Genomic DNA, 19786 nt, shown 5'->3' with positions numbered 1-19786 from the left:
TATTGAAAGATTTCAAAATTGAAGGATTTAAATAAAACCACTTCTGTAATTTTTAAATCTTTAAATTTTGCAATCATTTAATTATTTTAAAGAGAAAATGATTCTCCGCAACCACAAGTTCTGCTTGCATTTGGATTATTGAATACAAATCCTTTTCCGTTTAGACCTCCAGAAAATTCCAGAATTGTTCCAGCTAAATATAGAAATGATTTTTTTTCAACTGCAATTGTTATGTCGTTGTCTACAAATATTTTATCGTCTTCGCCTTTGGTTTTATCAAATTTTAAATCATATGACAAACCAGAGCATCCGCCACTTTTCACACCTACACGTACGTAGTCATGTGCGGCATCAAAACCATCATCACTCATCAGGTCGATGATTTTCTTTTTGGCTGTATCAGAAACTTTTATCATTGTTTATAGTATTTGTTTTTTTTCTTTCATTTTTAATTCAGATTATAAAATAGTAATGAAAGTATTACATTTTTAAAGTGCTGTGTTTCAATGTTCAAATGAAATTGTCTGCAAAGATACGACTTAAAAACCTTTTTCCATAACGGTTCACATTATTATAACAAATGTTAAAATAGAGAGAAGTTATTTTGTTTTTGGGAATGGGTGATTTGACTTTGGCAAAAATTGTTTTTTTAATAAAAAATTAGAAAAGTTTACCATTTGTCTTTTTTACTATTTAATTGACAACAATACTGGAAAATAGTTAAAATACCGTATTTATACGTATTTTGACTATTAAAATAGTATTATTTTTGCGTAAAATTTAGATTAATTATGACACAGCTTGGTAGAAAATATTCGATAAAAGCACTTTTTGCAATATTATTTGTTTTTGGATTAGGTGCTACATTATATATTTTTGGTAATGAATCAGGTATTGTTTCTGATTCATCCAAAACCTTAACAGATAAAAAAGAAGAGTTGTTTATTTTGAGTAAGCATGCAATGGTTCAAAAAGAAATATTAGATTCTTTAAATACCTTGAAAGTTGCGTACGATGCTGCAATTTTGGAAAAAACCACATTGTCAGAACAATTGGAATTTGAAAAAAAGAATATTGAAAATTTGATGGAGATCATAAAGGCATCAAAAAACCCTTCAATAGAACAAATCATTTTATACCGTAAGCAGCTTTCAGATCTTCGGAATTCTTTAAATTCGAGTGTGCTCGAAGTTAAAAAACTGAAATATCAAAACAAAAATTTGCTGTCAGAAATTGAGAATCAGAATGTGGTTATGTATAAACAAAAGACCGAAAATGATACTTTAGTTTCCAAGCAAAAGAAATTGGAATCGACTTTAAAGGATGCTTCAAAGTTGACAGCGAACAATTTTAAAGTAGTGGCACTTCGTGAAAAAAAATCAGGAAAAGAATTAGAAACATACAAAGCAAAAAATGCGCAAAAGCTTAAGGTAAGTTTTTCTGTTAATGGAAATTCGATAGCAAAAACCGGAAAGAAAATTTTTTATGTGCAGGTTTTAGATCAAAAAAATAATGTTTTGGGTGAAGATAAAATAGTGGAATTCGGAAACAATAAGGCTTTGGTTTACAGCTTTATTGTAGCAACTGATTTTCAGGGAAAACCTGCAAATGTTTATGGTATTTTAAATGCTGACGAAAGTCATTTTCCAAAAGGAACTTATTTTGTCAACTTCTTCGACAAACAGGAAATCATGGGAAGTACTTCTATTACACTTGAGTAAGAGTTAAAAATCAGGAATTAAAAATTAAAAAATATCAATATTTTAGACAAATAATGTCATGCAAAGACGTGAAGTCAAAGTTTTGAATTCAATTTCGTTGCGACTTTGCGACTTTGCGTGAAATTGGCACTTATAATTTTATCGCTTTCTATTTCTAAGTATTTTACAGCTAAATTTCTAGCATAACGAAATTGGATTTCCTAGCTTTGTTTTCCTATTTAGAAATTTACTCTTATGAAGCTTTACCCAATAGAATCAGGAAATTTTAAGTTAGACGGTGGTGCTATGTTTGGCGTTGTACCGAAAACAATTTGGAACAAAACCAATCCGGCAGATGCCAATAATTTAATTGATATTGCAGCGCGTTGTTTGCTTATTGAAGATGGAAATCGCCTGATTTTGATCGACACCGGAATGGGAGACAAGCAATCTGAGAAGTTTTTTGGATATTATTCGCTTTGGGGATCCCATTCACTTGACAAATCATTGGCAAAATATGGTTTTCAGCGAAATGATATTACCGATGTATTTATGACGCATCTGCATTTTGACCACTGTGGTGGAAGTGTACAATGGAATTCAGATAAAACAGGATACGAGCCTGCGTTTAAAAATGCGAAATATTGGACTAATGAAAATCATTGGGAATGGGCTACGAAGCCTAATCAGCGAGAAAAAGCTTCTTTTTTGACTGAGAATATTTTACCGATGCAGGAAAGTGGACAACTTTATTTTATAAAACGTCCGGATGCTGATTTTGGTTTTTCTGAAGAAATGAATTTTGGAATTTATTATGTTGACGGCCATACCGAAAAACAAATGATTCCGCACATTCAATATAAAGATAAAACGATTGTTTTTTGCGCCGATCTTTTGGCGACAGCCGGACATATTCCGCTTCCTTATGTAATGGGCTATGACACGCGGCCACTTTTGACAATGCCTGAAAAAGCTAAATTATTAAACGCTGCCGCAGATAAAAATTACTTTTTGTTTCTGGAGCATGATGCACACAATCAAATTATAACGGTTGAACATACTGAAAAAGGAGTTCGCTTAAAAGAAGTTTTTACTTGCGAAGAAGTATTTTAGAGGCTAAAGTCGCAAGTCAAATGTCATAAAGTTTTTAAAGTCCTGTACTTATTGACTTTCGCTCATTTTTATTTTCACCCTTAAGGTGTACTCAAAAAGTGAGCAAAATCAATATTGACAAGCCTTTGACTTTTAAACTTTTGACTTTTGACTATTCGGTTTAATCTAATTTCCATCCGAATGAAGTTTGAAAAACATAATCGTCTTTTGAGGCGCTATTTTGAGGTTTGTTGTCGTAATTATAAACGAATGAAAGCTTGATGAAAAAATCAAAAGGCAAATCATATTTGGTATCAAGATTAAAATCTGTACGAATCCTTTTGCTTTCTGTTATACTCGGATAAAAAGTTACTTTGGACTGAATACTAAAATCGCCAATATCATATAAATTCAAATCGGTGCCAAGAAAAAGCTCCAAACTTTTTGTTGGTTCGCTTGTATTTAAATAACGTTCGTGATTGAAGGATAAACCTGTCGCAAGACCCCAATATTTTGTGTTGCCGTGAATGATATATTTTCCGTACCCTGCTTTTGAAATAACCCTCAATTCAATATCCTGTTCTGTATTTGACAAGGTGGTTACTGATAAAGGAATGAAATAATCCCGAGGGAGTAAGTGTACATAACTTAAATCCGTATCAATTCTTCGAATTGGTTCGCTATCGTCCTGAGTCGATTGCATTCGTTTGTAGGTGCCGGTTGCATACCATCTTTTTGCGGTGTATCCTAAGTTTGCATTTATGGTTAATTGCTGTAGGTTTTGGGATTTGGTTAGTTTTATTCCAACATCAAAACCGGCATCGAGTCTGTCCCAAAAGCTATCATCAACAGGTTTTATATACACTATATTATTAAGGTTTACTTCGGTTTGGGTATCAGTTTCGATATTTGTGATTTTGCATTTGTCCGGACTTGCTCCTTTTGATAGAATACCGTTCAATAAAACTCCCGAAGACAAATTTATAATATGTGTTCTGCTCGAAGAAATATATTTTACCTGTTTCCATTCCAGTTTGAAGTCAGATTTGCTGTAATCTGTTTCAATTTGAACAACTCCTTTATTCAGTGATTTTATTTCGCCAATTATAACATCATTATTTTTTAAGACTAAAGTATCCGTCCATTGTTCTTGGGTTATTTTTAAATCTTTAATTTTTACATCGCTATTTTTTTTCACTAAAGTATCAGACGTTTGCGCGCTGATCCTGAAGAAAAATAAAATGAAAATCAAAAAAATAACTTTATTCATTTGCTGTCTTTATTTTGATGGTTATCAGCCTGAAAACTAAGTTAAGAATAATATTTTATAAAAAGCATATTCATAAAAAAATCCCATTTTCATTACGTTGAAAATGGGATTTTATATTGATGAAAGTTTATTTATTCAACTATAATTTTCTTAGCTGATGCAGCGTCCTGATTAATTAAGTACAAGTAATAGATTCCTCTTGTTAACCCAGACAAATCTAATTTATTGCTGGTATCACCTGAATTCAAAGAATATGATTTTACCAATTGTCCTGTTGAATTGTAAACCGTTACTTTATCAAGAGCTATATTATTGATGTTTACTTCTCCCTTGGTTGGATTTGGATACATAACAACTTTATCAAAAACAGAATCTTCAAGACCCAATTGTTTACAAGTTGATACATAAGTTGCTGAAGCATCTTTAATATTTGACCACTTCATATTCGAATATTCAACATTGTCTACTTGAATACAGGTTAAACTAGGATTATTTAAAAAGCTAGTGAATACAGTAACTATAGACGTGTTTTTTTTACCCGTTGGATTTGTTGCTAATAAAAAATTTTCATTATTTCCGTTTTGTAAATTTATAGTTTTGAGTAGATTATTGTCCACATTTACAACTTCTATCTTTTTATTTTGAGATAAATCCAAGCTCGTTAATTGATTCCCAAAACCACTTATAAACCATAATTCTTTATTATTTGTAAGATCTATTTCTGTTAGTTTGTTATTCTCAAAGCCTAGTCTTTTAAGATTTATATTTTGAGATAAATTTACAGATGTTATTTGATTCTTTGAAAGTTCCAGAGTATGAAGTTTGGTATTTATTCTTACGTCTATGCTTGTTAAGCTATTGTCTAATACGCCAATGTTTTCAAGCATTAGGTTTTTACTGAAATCAATATTTTTGATTTTGTTATGGTCACAGAAAAAGTATATCAATGATTCAAAATTCTCTAACCCTGTTAAATCTGAAATATTGCTATTAGCAACATCTAAAAATGTAATTTGATTGATGCTCTCAGTTTTAACTTTTCCATTTTTACCATCTTTGTCAATATCTAATGCAATTAATTTATCTTCAAAATTAGGATCTGGAATTAAAGTATATGCATTACAATCTACATTATAATTTGCAGTATTGTCTTTAAGTGTTGTCCAATTTGCGGTAGTATACACATCATCATCGACTAAAATGCAAGTTAAATTAGGATTGGAAGTAAAGTTAGAATTGAGATCAAAATTAATATTATTTCCATTCTTTAAATTTAAACCAACTAAAGTATTGTTACTGCAATTCACAAGATTTAGATTTGTATTTTGAGAAAGGTCTAAAACAGATAATAAATTTCCAGAACAATTTAGAGTATTTAAATTTGTGAAACCTTTTATTCCTGTTAAGTCTTTAATACTAGTTGAAGAAACATCTAAAGAAATGATTGCTGATATACTACTATTTAAAACAGATCCATTTTTACCATCTTTATCAATATTCAAGGCGATTAATTTATCTTCAAATACGGGGTCGGGAATGGCAGTAGCTTGCGAGCAATCTACCGTAGTATAAGAGGCGGATGCATCTTTGCATTTTGCCCAATTTGTATTAGCAGATAAAGCATTGTCAACCAAAATACAACTTAATGATGGATTATTGGTTAAATTAATACTTGATGGCAGGAAAAAGCTATTTCTGCCATTTTGTAAATTCACATTTGAAAGTAACTTGTTGTCAGAACAAATTATAGCATATAGTGAAGGGTTTTGAGAAACATCTAAGCTGGTTAGCAGGTTAGAAGAGCACATCAACAAACCTAATAATTTGTTGTTTGTAACATCAATATTGGGTAATTGATTTGAAAAGCAAGTTAAATATTTTAAATTAAGGTTATTTGTAACATTTATACTTGTTAAGCTGTTATTTGATAATATGATATTTTCAAGCAAAGGATTATTGGAAAAATCCATTGTCGTTAGTTTATTATTGGTAGCATCTAAATAGGTTAAATTTACGTTTTTAGATAGATCGATGGTTGTCAATTTGTTCCAAATACAGCTTAAACGTGTCAAAGCTTTAAAATCTTCTATTCCTGTCAAATTGGTAATGTTGCTGCTGAAAAGATCGATTTCTTTAATAGAATCAATTTTTGATGTTAGTACTTTTCCATCGGGAGTTCCTGAGTCAATTCCTAATTCTATTAATTTGTTTTCGAAGTTAATATCCGGAATCGCAGTATATGAAAAACACTCATTATTAAAATTGGCAGTTGTATCTTTAATGCCGCTCCAATTTGTATTTGAGTAAGCAACATCATCAACTAGAATACAAGTTAAAGCCGGATTATTTACAAATTTTGAAAAAGCCAAACGTAAAATAGTATTGTTTCCGTTTTTTAAATTCAAATAAGTTAATTGATTGTTTTCGCAGGCTAATTCATATATTAAAGGGTTTTTTGAAATGTCTAATGATGTAATTTTATTGTCAAAACAATCCAGCATTGTTAACTTTGTGTTGTTTGATACATCAAGAGAAGTTAATTTATTTTCGTAACATATGAAACCGTCAAGCAAAGGATTGCTTGAAAGATTTACGTTAGAAATCAAGTTTTGGTGACAAAAAAAATTGTACAATTTTGTGTTTTTTGAAACATTGATGCTGGTTAGTTGATTTGTAGGACATCGTAAGTCTTGTAATGAAATGTTAGTATCAACATTTAGTGTAGTTAGTTTATTAACGCCGCAATCTAATTCTATTAAAGAAACTAAAGGTGATACGTCAAGGCTTGTCAATTTATTAATCGCACAATATAAATACTTCAATAAGATATTTGTAGAAACGTTTAAACTCGCCAATTGATTGTTTGCAATCAGTAAACTTTCTAGTTTTACATTAGAAGATACATCTATACTTGTTAAAAGATTATTAGAGCAATATAAATACTTCAATAAAATGTTTGTAGAAATGTTTAAATCCGTCAATTTATTTTTTGCGACTTGTAAATTTTCCAGTTTTACATTAGAAGATACATTTATACTTGTTAAGGCATTAGTAGAGCAGTTTAAATCTGTTAAAGAAGTAAAGTCCTGAATCCCTGTTAAATCTGAAATATTTGATTGGGAGACATCAAGACTTGTTTCTGACTGAATATTTGATGTCAGTACTTTTCCGTCTACAGTTCCTGAATCGAGACCAAGAGCAATTAATTTTTTTTCAAAATTAGGGTCTGGAATTGCAGTATATTGCAGAACAGGTGCTGTTACATCTATCACTGAAACATTATCTAATAAAATTCTGCCATTAGGTGTTCCGTATGCCCAAATAGCTACCTCAATATTTTCATCAACTGTTGATGTGTAATCAAATTCAATTTTTCTCCATTCAGATGTAGAAAAAGTAGCATCTGTTTTTTTTATTAATACGTCTTTAAAAATATTATGCGTTAACCTCAATTCAAGAGAAGTAAATGTTCCGGTTTCAACTTTGTGGTATAAAGTTACGCGATATGTTTTTCCGGTTTCCACAGGAAAAACAGTGCTGTTCATGAAGCTCGATGTTTTGTTTGCGCCGGTCAACTCCATACTGGTACTTGATGCACCGCTTTGAGCTGATGAACTTTGATAAAGTAAACCGTTAAAATCGCGAAACCAGCTAATTGGTTGTGATGAGGCAGACCAGTTTTCGAAATCACCATTTGGCACCAGGTTGGTTTGGGAAAACGATGGTAAAGAAAGCAATAAAAATAAGAAAAGTAGTTTTGTTTTCATAGATTGGGTTTAAAATTTGGAAGCGTAATAATACGAATTTTTTTATAAATTTTTTTACGGAAAGACGTAAAGGGATTTTACTTTTTGATTCTTTTCCTGCGTGAAGAAATATTCAAAAAAGTTTAAGAGCGTAATTTTAATAAGAAATAGTTGCGAGGCTGTTAAGATGTAATTCACTCTTTTTTCTAAATTTCTTAAATCACAACAAAAAAATCATAACACAGTGTTAAGGGTTAGTTTTTTGTAACAAAAAATCATAATTTAGGCCCATCTTTAACTTTTATTATAAAATACATGAGTCATATAAAATCTAATTGTTTCTCTGCTTTTGCATTAATTGTTTTAGCAGGTTGTAGTGCTACCTTACACGCACAGGCTTCAGCTGCAAAAACACCTATTATTGCACCTTTGGCAATTGTCAAAAAAGCTCCGGTTACAGAAAACGAATTAAAAAGATGGAGTCATCTGGATTTATTAAAAGACTCTATTCCTGGAATGAGTGTTGATAAGGCTTACGCCGAATTATTACAAGGAAAAACCGGGAAAAAAGTAATTGTAGGAATTGTTGATTCTGGTGTTGATATTGAGCACGAAGACCTAAAAGGAATGATCTGGACAAATCCAAAAGAAATTCCCGGAAACGGAATCGATGACGATAAAAATGGTTTTATTGATGATGTACATGGCTGGAATTTCCTTGGAAATGCGGTACACGAAAATCTTGAATTGACCCGTGTTGTCAAAAAAGGAGATAACGGTTCGGCTGAATATAAAAATGCTTTAGCACAATATAATGAGAAATATGAGAAGGCTTTAAAAGATAAGCAACAAGTAGATTTTTTATTAGAAGTTCATAATACTATTAAAAAACAATTAAACAAAACAACTTATAAACTTGAAGATTTAAGCACGATTACTTCTACAGATCCTAAAGTTGAGAGAAGTAAAATGATCATGACTCAGATTTTTACTAATGCAGGACCAACTTTTGACCCGGAAGCCGAATTGAAAGAATATAGTGATCAGGTTTACAATGAGTTAAATTACAATTTAAATAAAGAATTTGACGGAAGAAAAGCCGTAGGCGATAATCCTGAAGATATCAAAGACAACCATTATGGGAATAATATTGTTTTTGGTCCGGAAAAAGAAGAAGCACTTCACGGAACACACGTGGCCGGAATTATTGCACAAGTTCGCGGTAATAATTTAGGTGGAGACGGAATTTCTAATAATGTCGAAATTTTAACGGTTCGTGCTGTGCCGGATGGAGACGAATATGATAAAGATATTGCACTTGCAATTCGTTATGCAGTTGATAATGGCGCAAAAGTAATTAACGGAAGTTTTGGTAAAAGTTTTTCTCCGCATAAACAATGGGTTTATGATGCAATAAAATATGCTGCTAAAAAAGATGTATTAATTGTGCATGCTGCTGGTAACGATGGTTACAATATTGATGAGACAAAAAACATCAATTATCCAAACGATTCTGAGGACAACATTAAAGAATATACGAATAACGTTATTACAATTGGTGCAATTAACAAAGAGTACGGAGAACATGTAGTAGCTGGATTTTCAAACTTCGGAAAAATTAATGTGGATGTTTTTGCTCCGGGAGAAGAAATTTATGCAACGGTTCCAAACAACAAATACAAATATTTACAGGGAACTTCAATGGCATCTCCAAATGCTGCGGGAGTTGCTGCATTAATTCGTTCTTATTATCCAAAACTAAAAGCATCTCAGGTAAAACAAATTCTGATGGATTCCGGGGTTGCACTTCCTGCGAAGGTAGTTTTGGGTGAAAATCCTAATCCAGATCAGGAAGCAGTGGCGGTGTCATCGGCTGAATCATCAAAAACAGCTAAAATGGTCAATGCTTATAATGCTTTATTGATGGCCGAAAAAATGTCTAAAAAATAATAAAATATTAAATACTAATCCAATGGAAGAGTTGCAGCTCTTCCATTTTTATTAAAACTATGATGCGAAAAATTATTTTACTTTCTTTTTTGAGTTTTGGTTTAAACTCAGCATTTGCACAGAACGCCCCATATTGGCAACAACATGTCGATTACAAAATGGAGGTGTCGATGGATGTAAAAAACTATCAATATAAAGGAAAGCAAGAATTGGTTTATACCAATAATTCTCCTGATACTTTAAAAAAAGTATTCTATCATTTATTTCCAAATGCCTTTCAGCCAGGAAGTGAAATGGATGCACGTTTACATTCTATCAAAGATCCTGATGGAAGAATGGTAAACAAAGTAAAAGATGCTGATGGAAAAGAAGTAAAACAAAGCCGAATTGAAACGTTGAAACCAAATGAAATTGGATTTTTAAAGATCAGTAATTTTAAACAAGATGGCGTAACGGCACAAACAAGAACTTCATCAACTATTTTGGAGGTAACTTTGGCTAAACCAATTTTGCCAAATTCTAAAACAACTTTTACTTTAGATTTTGAAGGACAAGTTCCGGTTCAAATTCGTCGTTCTGGAAGAAATAATAAAGAAGGAGTTGAATTATCGATGTCGCAATGGTATCCAAAATTAGCCGAATTTGATTTCGAAGGATGGCATGCAGATCCTTATATCGCAAGAGAATTTCACGGTGTTTGGGGTAATTTTGATGTAAAACTTACAATCGATAAAGAGTACACTATTGGAGGTACAGGATATTTGCAGGATAAAAATTCAATTGGTCATGGATATGAAGATGCAGGCGTAACGGTTGTTTATCCTAAAAAAGCAAAAACGTTAACATGGCATTTTATTGCGCCAAATGTTCACGATTTTACCTGGGCTGCAGATAAAGCATATACCCACGATATTGTAAAAGGACCAAATGATGTTGATTTGCATTTCTTCTACAAAAATGATCCAAAAACAACTGAAAACTGGAAAAAGTTAGAGCCTCTAATGGTTAAAGTTATGGATTATTACAACCATGAAGTTGGAGTTTATCCGTATAAACAATATTCATTTATTCAAGGTGGAGATGGAGGAATGGAGTATGCGATGTGTACATTAATGTTAGGAAGCGGAACTCTTGAAGGAATTTTAGGAACTGCAACTCACGAATTAGGGCACTCTTGGTTTCAGCATATTTTGGCTTCAAACGAGTCAAAACACCCATGGATGGACGAAGGTTTTACGACTTACATCGAAGACAGTGCTTTGAATGAATTAAAAGGAGATAAAAAAGAGGCTAATCCTTTCAAAGGAAATTATGCAGCTTATTATAGTTTAGTAAATTCTGGGAAAGAACAACCACAATCGACTCATGGTGATCGTTACGACGAAAACAGACCTTACAGCATTTCAGCATATGTAAAAGGAAGTATCTTTTTATCACAATTAGTGTATGTAATTGGTCAGGAAAATTTAGATGCTACGTTAAAAAGATATTACAATGATTTTAAATTCAAGCATCCTTCTCCAAATGATATCAAAAGAACAGCAGAGAGAGTTTCAGGAGCTGAATTGGATTGGTATTTAGTAGATTGGACAGAAACAGCGAACACAATCGATTACGGAATTAAAGATGTAGCTGATAACGCAGGAAAAACAACCGTAACTTTAGAGAGAATCGGAAGAATGCCAATGCCAATTGATTTGACTGTGGAATACACTGACGGAACTTCTGAAAGTTTCTACATTCCATTAAGAATGATGAATTTCATTAAACCAAATCCAAATCCAAACGTAAAAAGAACAGTTTTGGATGACTGGGCATGGGCAATGTCAAATTATAGTTTTACAATTGACAAAAACAAAACTGCAATCAAAAAAATCATCATAGATCAAAGCGGATTAATGGCTGATGTTAAAGCTGCAAATAATGTTTTTGAAGTGAAATAATTCAAAAATAACTTTATAGTAAAAAGCCCTTAAAAATAATTTTTAAGGGCTTTTTTGTTTTTTTAAAAGGAATAGACACAACTCAAACCAACATTTTTACTTGGAGCTATCTCATTAATATTTATTGTCGGTTTAAATGCTAATTGATTGCTTACATTAAATTGTGATAGAGCCGCATCGACATTTGCATCAATAATATTTAAAACATAGAATCCCAGAGCAAATAATAAAGACAAATCACCATTTCGTTTGAATTGTTTTTGAGCAGAAATTAATTGAGAATCACTTAATCGAGCCAAATATTCTGAATTATTTTGACCTCCTGCAAGTCTGCTTTTATATTCATTTCTGTAAATGTTGTACTGTTTTCTACTATCAACATAAAAATAAATACTTGTACCAATTGCGCCATAAACCAAAGGAACTTTCCAATATTTTTTATTGTAAACCTGTCCCAAGCCTGGCAAAATTGCAGAATAAAAACCTGCTTTTGCAGGTCTTAAGGGATCGATAGGCTGAGCTTTTAAACTATCATTTGCTATAATATTATTTTGAGATTGAGCATAAAAGAAAGAGGTACAGCAGAATACGATAAAAATAAAATAGATACGCATAAATAAGATTTTCTTTAAATGAAAGAACAAAGAAAAAGTATTTATCATATATGAGTAATTTCTTATGTTTTATTTAAGAGTTAAAAAAATCACAATTGAAAAATAATAAAAGTCCCGTTTAAATTAATAAACGGGACTTTTTTATTTAAATAGTTTAAAACGATGCCTTTTAGTGAATTTCGCTTTTAACTTCTAATTTTTTAACTACAAATTGCACAAATTTTCTCAAATTAGAGAAGATTAATTTACTTCGTAAGTTCACTATTTTCGTGGTCGCTAATTTGTGTTAATTTGTGAAATTTGTGGTAAATTCAGTTCATGTGGCTTATTTATCTGAAAAAATATTTTTAAGCTATAAAATTGCCTCCCATGTTTTCTCGTCTTTCAATAAGATCTCTCTCATAATTTGAATTGGCGGCATACCGTTGTCAAGCATTGCGTCATTAAATTTTTGTAAGCTGTAGTTGCTTCCTTCCTGTTTTTTATAATCTTCACGAAGTTTTAAAATTTGCAGTTTTCCTAAAGTATAAAATAAATAACCCGGATCATAAGTGCCGCGCATAGCTTCCTGACGTGAAGGCTTATCACCCTGATACCAATTATCCATAAAGAACTTCGTGGCTTCATCAACCTTCATTCCGTGGCAATGCGTTTTGATCGAAACACATAAACGGCATATACGCAAAAGCGCATCTCCAGATTGTGCCAAACGATATTTGGCTGCTTTTATTGGGTCGCCCGTGTTTCCATATCCTTCATCAATCATCATTTTTTCAGTATAATGAGCCCAGCCTTCCACAAAAGCATAACTCATAAAAATCTTTTGAATCGTAGAACTTTTAGAAGCATTTGAGTGCAAAAACTGAGTGTAATGCCCCGGATACGCTTCGTGGATAGAAACAATATCAGTAGTGTAAAAATTAAATTGAGCAAGCCAGTCTTCCTGTTGTTTTGGTGTCCATTTTGGATCTACCGGCGTAATATAATAAAATGCCTGAGTCGCTTTCGTTTCAAAAGGGCCCGGAGAATCCATTGAAGCCGTACTTGTAGATCTTGCATAAGCAGGAGTTTCCTGAATTTTAACACGCACTTCCGAAGGCATCGTCACAATTTTATGATCAATTAAATATTGACGGATTGCTTCGATATTCTTTTTCGCATGCGGAATCAAATCTGCAGCCGTAGGATGTTCCTTTTGCATGTCATTATAAACATCAACCGGTTTTTTATTTGGGTTGATGATTTTTGCAGCCTTATTAAAAGATTCCTGTTCTTTCTTTAATTCTTTCAGACCAATAGCCAAAATTTCATCTGGAGATAATTTGATTTCTTCCTGATACAGCAGCATTTTTTTATAATTCTCAACTCCAATGGCGTAGTCGTTATCGGCTTTTGGCAGTTTTTCTTTTTCCAAATAAGAAGCATAATCATTAATAGCAGCAATTGCATTTTTATTGGCTTCATTAAAAGCTTTCATCAGGCTGTCATTTTTTACATCTTTTAAAGCCACCAAAAGATCATTTCCTAAAAATGATGCAGAGCCTTTTGCAATGTCAATAGCCAGCTGAATATGTGGTAAAGCCAATGAATCTTCTAAATTTGCTTTTGCATTTTTAAAATACTCCGGAGCAGATTTTTCAATCGAAATGATCGATTTTATTTGTTGTTCGATTGGGGCAAAATTACGCTGGATATAAATGTTAACGTCAATCGCTCCCGCATATACCATTGGGTTTTTAGTGTAGGATTTTCGATCTTCAAATGTATATATGTCGTTTTTTACACTTGATTTAATGATTTTCCAATCGTAATATACTTTTTTGCTTAACGAAGAAGAATCAATTGAAGAAAATTCCTGATCAAATTTTTTAAGTGAAGTAAGTCGTTTTTCAAGATCCTTTTTGCTTAAAGGACCTAATTTTCCGTCATACTCGTGCAGTCCTAAATAAACTCCAAATTGAGGACTAAATTCAAGGCTTTCGGTAATATATTTTTCAGATAATTTTAGAAAAGCTTCATCTCCGGATCCGGAAGAAGCATCGGTACTGTCTTTTTTGTTGCAGCTAGAAAGTGCCAGAAGGAATGTAAAATAAAGGATAATGAGTTTTTTCATATGGTTTTTGGTTTGAAAATTATAACATTAACTTACTGATATTCAATTAATGATAACACCAAAAGTAACGAATTTTCAAACCAAAAACTTAGAATTGTAGTCTTTTATCCCAAATGCTCCAACATATCTTTAGTCATACTTTCAAGGTCAAAAGTATGTTTCCAGTCCCAATCTTGTCTTGCAGATGAATCGTCAATACTGGCAGGCCAGCTGTCTGCAATTTTCTGACGGAAATCAGGATTGTAAGTAATCTCGAATTCCGGAATATGTTTTTTAATTTCGGCAGCAATTTCAGTTGGTGTAAAACTCATTGCGGCCAAATTGTATGAAGAATGTATCTTGATTTTTTCAGCAGGTGCCTTCATGATATTAATGGTTGCATTTATCGCATCATCCATATACATCATCGGCATTTTAGTTTCCGATGATAAAAAACACTCGTATTTTTTATCAGCTATAGCCTTATAGAAAATATCAACTGCATAATCAGTAGTTCCGCCGCCCGGAGGAGTCGACCAGCTAATTAAACCAGGATAACGGATGCTTCGAACATCAACACCGTAAATATTATGGTAATATTCACACCATCTTTCACCAGCTTGTTTACTAATTCCATAAACTGTCGAAGGTTCCATGATGGTATATTGCGGTGTGTTTTCTTTGGGAGTTGTTGGTCCAAAAACGGCAATACTTGAAGGCCAGAAAACCTTTTTTATTTTTTTGGCTTTCGCCAGATTCAATACGTGAAATAATGAATTCATATTCAGATCCCAGGCAAATGCGGGATTTTTTTCGGCTGTAGCAGATAAAAGTGCTGCCATCAGATAAATATCGGTAATTTGATGTATTTCGACGAGATGCTCGATTTGGTTAAAATCTAAAGCATTTACTACTTCAAATGGTCCCGAATTAACAACATCAGTATTTAATTTTCGAATATCAGAAGCAATAACATTTTCTGTTCCATATAGCTGACGTAATTTCTGGGTTAATTCTGTCCCAATTTGACCGCAAGCACCGATGATCAAGATTTTTGGATTCATTTGTAGTTTTTTTAGCTATGCAAATATAACGTTTTCGCAAATAATTTTGCTTTTTCGTAGATCAAATTGTAAAATTTACAATAATGAAGTTCGTTTTTTGGATTATTCTCTTTGAGAAGCCTTGTGTTTTAAAAGTGTTTGCCACTGATTAAAAGATTATATAAGGATTTATTACTGTCTTGTTTTAAAAAGAATCTGTGTTAATCTTATAATCTGTGGCTAAAAAATAACCTTGATTTATAGAATCTTTAGCAGAAAATCAGAATTCGTATTTGTAAATTTACTTTGTAACTTTGTAGCTTAATGTTTTTCCAAATGAAATATAAAATATCTCTTTTTTTACTTTTGATTTTTGTGCTGAATTCGTGTCAAAATGAAAATGAAAAACGTCTTGCCGAACGAGAAAAAGAAGCTAAAAAGAACGAAAAAATCTTCAATAATATCAATAAAGGCTGGGTTTTTATAGACGAACCAATCAATGAAGTTTCAGAAAAAAATGTGAATTCATGGAATGAGTGGCGTGATTTTTTGAAAGAACTTGGAGAAAAACCAAGAAAGACAATCGGAGCATTTCAAAAAAAATCAACCGCAATTTCAAAAAAAGCCATTGCACTGAACAACAATATTCCTGTAGAATTTAATCAGCCTCAAATAAGAAGTCGAATTTCAATTTTGATCACTAAGATCAAAATGATGGATTTGTTTATTCATTTGAGTACAATTCCAGATGAAAAAGTGACTTTTTTGATTGGAGAAATCAACAAGGAATTAGTTTCATTAGAAAGACAAATGGATAAAATTGTAGAGAAAAGCAAGATTCCAAAAGAAGAAGGTGAAGAAGATTTTTTAAGAATGTTAGATACAGCGCGCGCGATTCCAAATTCAGGACCAGTGCCGCCAATCGACCCAAATTTACCAAAAGTTGAGTAAAAACGCCTTATATACAACATATGACAATCTGCCTAAAACAGAGCAGATTGCCACACAATTACTAGAGCAAAATCAGGTAAAAATGCATCTTAGCGGTTTGTTGGGATCAGCAGTTTCATTTATTATTCGGGCTGTTTTCAAAAAGACCGAATTGCCATTTTTAGTTGTTTTAGACAATAAAGAAGAAGCTGCTTATTATTTGAACGATCTGGAGCAAATGATTGGCGAGCAGGATGTATTGTTTTATCCGGCGTCATTTCGCCGTCCGTATCAAATTGATGAAACAGATAATGCCAACGTTTTGCTTCGTGCTGAGGTTTTAAACCGAATCAATTCCCGAAAAAAACCAGCTGTAATTGTTACCTATCCGGAAGCGCTTTTTGAAAAAGTTGTAACTAGAAAACAACTCGATAAAAACACTTTGAAAGTCGCTTTGAACGATAAAATTTCAATTGATTTTATCAACGAAGTTTTGTTTGAATACGAATTTAAAAGAGTTGATTTTATTACAGAACCCGGAGAGTTTTCAGTTCGTGGGGGAATCGTCGATGTGTTTTCATTTTCAAACGATCATCCGTACAGAATTGAGTTTTTTGGAAACGAAGTGGACAGCATCCGAAGCTTTGATGTTGAAACACAATTATCTGTAGAAACCCATAAAAAAATCACGATCATTCCGAATGTCGAAAACAAGATATTTCAGGAGAACCGTGAAAGTTTCTTAGATTATATTGCAGAGAAAACAGTCATTTTCATTCAAAATACCGACGGACTTTTTAGTCAGTTAGACAAACAATTCGCAAGGGCCGAAGAAGCTTTTGAGAAACTTTCGGGAGAAATAAAACACGCCACGCCAGAACAATTATTCTTAAATCAGAGTTCGTTTATTAAACGTGCGTTGGATTTTTCAATTGTAGAATTGGCTTCAAAACCAATTTTTAAAACGACGAAAAATTTCGAATTTCATTTTCAGCCGCAGCCTTCTTTCAATAAACAATTTGATTTGCTTTTGAACAATTTAAGCGACAATCATTTTAACGGTTATAAAAATTATCTGTTTTGTTCAAATGAAACGCAGGCAAAACGTTTTCATGATATTTTTGAAACTTTGGACGAAGCCAATTCAGAGAATATCCGAAAACAATATCATACCGTTGTTTTGCCATTGTACCAAGGTTTTATTGACGAAGAAAATCAAATTACAGCCTATACTGATCACCAGATTTTTGAACGTTATCATAAATTCAACATCAAAAACGGCTATTCGAAAAAGCAGAATATTACGCTGAAAGAATTGACCGCACTTTCGGTGGGCGATTATGTAACGCATATCGATCACGGAATTGGGAAGTTTGGCGGATTGCAGAAAATTCAGGTCGAAGGAAAAACGCAGGAAGCCATAAAATTGGTTTATGCCGATAATGATATCGTTTATGTGAGCATTCACTCACTTCATAAAATCTCCAAATACAATGGAAAAGACGGTACTCCTCCCAAAATTTATAAATTAGGATCAAACGCCTGGAAAGTTTTAAAACAAAAAACCAAAGCGCGTGTTAAACATATTGCCTTCAATTTGATTCAGTTGTACGCAAAGCGAAGGTTAGAAAAAGGGTTTCAGTTTGCGCCGGACAGTTATTTGCAAAATGAATTAGAAAGTTCGTTTATTTATGAAGATACACCGGATCAGACTAAATCGACGCAGGAAGTAAAAGCCGACATGGAAAGCGATCGCCCTATGGATCGTTTGGTTTGCGGTGACGTAGGTTTCGGAAAAACGGAAGTTGCGATTCGTGCTGCTTTTAAAGCGGTTGATAATAGTAAACAAGTAGCAATTTTAGTGCCGACAACGATTTTAGCGTACCAGCATTATAGAACTTTTACCGAAAGATTAAAAGATATGCCGGTTTCAATTGGTTATTTAAACCGATTCAGAACAGCCAAACAAAAAGCACAAACCTTAAAAGATTTAGCCGAAGGAAAACTGGATATCGTCATCGGAACACATCAATTAGTAAATAAAAATGTGGTTTTTAAAGACCTTGGTTTATTGATTGTCGACGAAGAACAAAAGTTTGGTGTAAACGTAAAAGATAAATTAAAAACAATTGCCGCGAATGTTGATACCCTGACATTAACCGCAACCCCAATTCCGAGAACACTTCAGTTTTCATTGATGGCGGCACGCGATTTATCCGTAATTACAACGCCTCCGCCAAATCGTTATCCGATTGAAACAAATGTGGTTGGTTTTAATGAAGAGATTATCCGTGATGCGATTTCGTATGAAATTCAGCGAAACGGACAGGTTTTCTTCATCAATAACCGAATTGAAAATATTAAAGAGGTGGCCGGAATGATTCAGCGTTTGGTACCAAATGCCAGAGTCGGAATTGGTCACGGACAAATGGAAGGCGCTAAACTTGAAGAGTTGATGTTAGGTTTCATGAACGGGGATTTTGATGTTTTGGTGGCAACTACAATTATCGAAAGTGGTTTGGATGTGCCAAATGCTAACACGATTTTCATCAACAACGCCAATAATTTCGGATTGTCAGATCTGCATCAAATGCGTGGTCGAGTAGGGCGAAGCAACAAAAAAGCGTTCTGTTATTTCATCTGTCCGCCATATTCTTCTATGACCGAAGATGCCAGAAAACGTATTCAGGCTTTGGAGCAATTCAGCGAACTCGGAAGCGGTTTCAACATTGCCATGAAAGATCTCGAAATCCGTGGCGCCGGAGATTTATTAGGTGGAGAACAAAGTGGTTTCATTAACGAAATTGGTTTTGATACGTACCAAAAAATCATGAATGAAGCGATCGAAGAACTGAAGGAAAACGAGTTCAAAGATTTATATCCGGAAGAGAACGATATTGAAACGAAAGAATACGTAAAAGATTTGCAAATCGATACCGATTTTGAGTTGTTGTTTTCTGATGAATATATCAATAATGTTACCGAACGTTTGAGTTTATACAACGAGTTGGGTTCTGTAAAAAATGAAGAAGAGCTTGTTATCTTTCAAAACAAATTAATAGACCGTTTTGGGCCAATGCCTCCGCGCGCCAATGCTTTGATGAACAGCATTCGCATCAAATGGATCGCAACCAACATTGGAATCGAAAAACTTGTGATGAAGAAAGGCAAAATGATTGGTTATTTTGTTTCGGATCAGCAATCTGATTATTACCAATCTTCTAAGTTTAGAAAGGTGTTACAATTTGTTCAAAAATATAGCGCACTTTGCCAAATGAAAGAAAAGCAAACACCAAATGGTTTACGTCTTTTATTGACTTTTGAGAATGTAAAGTCTACTAAACGAGCTTTGGAATTAATGGAGATGTTGGGTGAGTAAAAGAAAAAGTTGCCACGAATTTGCTTC

General features: G+C 33.0%; 12 protein-coding genes. 6 read left to right on the top strand and 6 right to left on the bottom strand.

Features of this window, described 5'->3' with window-relative positions; translation table 11 throughout:
* Nucleotides 1-86 precede the first annotated feature (86 nt).
* The gene (locus J2X17_RS02025) at nt 87-416 is read right to left on the bottom strand and encodes a HesB/IscA family protein (RefSeq protein ID WP_026982558.1); all 330 of its coding nucleotides are present in this window, start codon (nt 414-416) and stop codon (nt 87-89) included.
* A 375-nt stretch (nt 417-791) separates the two neighbouring features.
* On the opposite strand from J2X17_RS02025, the gene J2X17_RS02020 reads away from it, so the two are divergent.
* Complete coding sequence (locus tag J2X17_RS02020) at nt 792-1721, top strand: hypothetical protein (RefSeq protein ID WP_310294188.1); 930 nt, start codon at nt 792-794, stop codon at nt 1719-1721.
* A gap of 234 nt (nt 1722-1955) precedes the next feature.
* A complete protein-coding gene (locus J2X17_RS02015; RefSeq protein ID WP_310294186.1) occupies nt 1956-2813 on the top strand; it encodes an MBL fold metallo-hydrolase in 858 nt (285 codons plus the stop codon).
* 160 nt (nt 2814-2973) lie between these two features.
* On the opposite strand, the gene J2X17_RS02010 is transcribed toward J2X17_RS02015, so the two are convergent.
* Nucleotides 2974-4062, bottom strand: coding sequence for a DUF481 domain-containing protein (locus J2X17_RS02010; protein WP_310294184.1), 1089 nt, complete (start codon nt 4060-4062; stop codon nt 2974-2976).
* 131 nt (nt 4063-4193) lie between these two features.
* Entirely contained in the window at nt 4194-7829 is a 3636-nt protein-coding gene (locus J2X17_RS02005) for a T9SS type A sorting domain-containing protein (protein WP_310294183.1), read from the bottom strand.
* A 294-nt stretch (nt 7830-8123) separates the two neighbouring features.
* Here J2X17_RS02005 and J2X17_RS02000 point away from each other — a divergent pair, with 294 nt between their 5' ends.
* Together J2X17_RS02000 and J2X17_RS01995 are read left to right on the top strand one after the other, a co-directional pair.
* Entirely contained in the window at nt 8124-9758 is a 1635-nt protein-coding gene (locus tag J2X17_RS02000; protein ID WP_310294181.1) for a S8 family peptidase, read from the top strand.
* A gap of 62 nt (nt 9759-9820) precedes the next feature.
* Nucleotides 9821-11701: a M1 family metallopeptidase gene (locus J2X17_RS01995; protein WP_310294683.1), complete on the top strand. Its 1881-nt coding sequence runs from the start codon at nt 9821-9823 to the stop codon at nt 11699-11701.
* 62 nt (nt 11702-11763) lie between these two features.
* Here J2X17_RS01995 and J2X17_RS01990 read toward each other — a convergent pair whose 3' ends face one another.
* The 3 genes from J2X17_RS01990 to J2X17_RS01980 all read right to left on the bottom strand — a co-directional run bounded on the left by J2X17_RS01990 (nt 11764) and on the right by J2X17_RS01980 (nt 15471).
* Complete coding sequence (locus J2X17_RS01990; RefSeq protein WP_310294178.1) at nt 11764-12315, bottom strand: DUF5683 domain-containing protein; 552 nt, start codon at nt 12313-12315, stop codon at nt 11764-11766.
* 352 nt (nt 12316-12667) lie between these two features.
* Nucleotides 12668-14428 (bottom strand): DUF885 domain-containing protein, encoded by a 1761-nt coding sequence (locus J2X17_RS01985; RefSeq protein ID WP_310294176.1) that lies wholly within the window; start codon nt 14426-14428, stop codon nt 12668-12670.
* A gap of 104 nt (nt 14429-14532) precedes the next feature.
* Complete coding sequence (locus tag J2X17_RS01980) at nt 14533-15471, bottom strand: L-threonine 3-dehydrogenase (protein WP_310294175.1); 939 nt, start codon at nt 15469-15471, stop codon at nt 14533-14535.
* Nucleotides 15472-15786: 315 nt separating this feature from the next.
* On the opposite strand from J2X17_RS01980, the gene J2X17_RS01975 reads away from it, so the two are divergent.
* Both J2X17_RS01975 and mfd read left to right on the top strand, forming a co-directional pair.
* Nucleotides 15787-16401 carry a hypothetical protein gene (locus J2X17_RS01975; protein ID WP_310294174.1) on the top strand — a complete coding sequence of 205 codons (615 nt, stop codon included), beginning with the start codon at nt 15787-15789 and terminating at the stop codon, nt 16399-16401.
* Complete coding sequence (mfd, locus tag J2X17_RS01970) at nt 16394-19759, top strand: transcription-repair coupling factor (RefSeq protein ID WP_310294172.1); 3366 nt, start codon at nt 16394-16396, stop codon at nt 19757-19759. The genes J2X17_RS01975 and mfd overlap by 8 nt, the downstream gene beginning before the upstream one ends.
* The last annotated feature ends 27 nt before the right edge of the window (nt 19760-19786 follow it).

It is taken from the genome of Flavobacterium aquidurense, from assembly GCF_031458035.1.
Lineage (GTDB): Bacteria > Bacteroidota > Bacteroidia > Flavobacteriales > Flavobacteriaceae > Flavobacterium > Flavobacterium aquidurense_C.
Note: the sequence above shows the minus strand (reverse complement) of the source record. Positions and strands in the feature narration are given on the sequence as shown.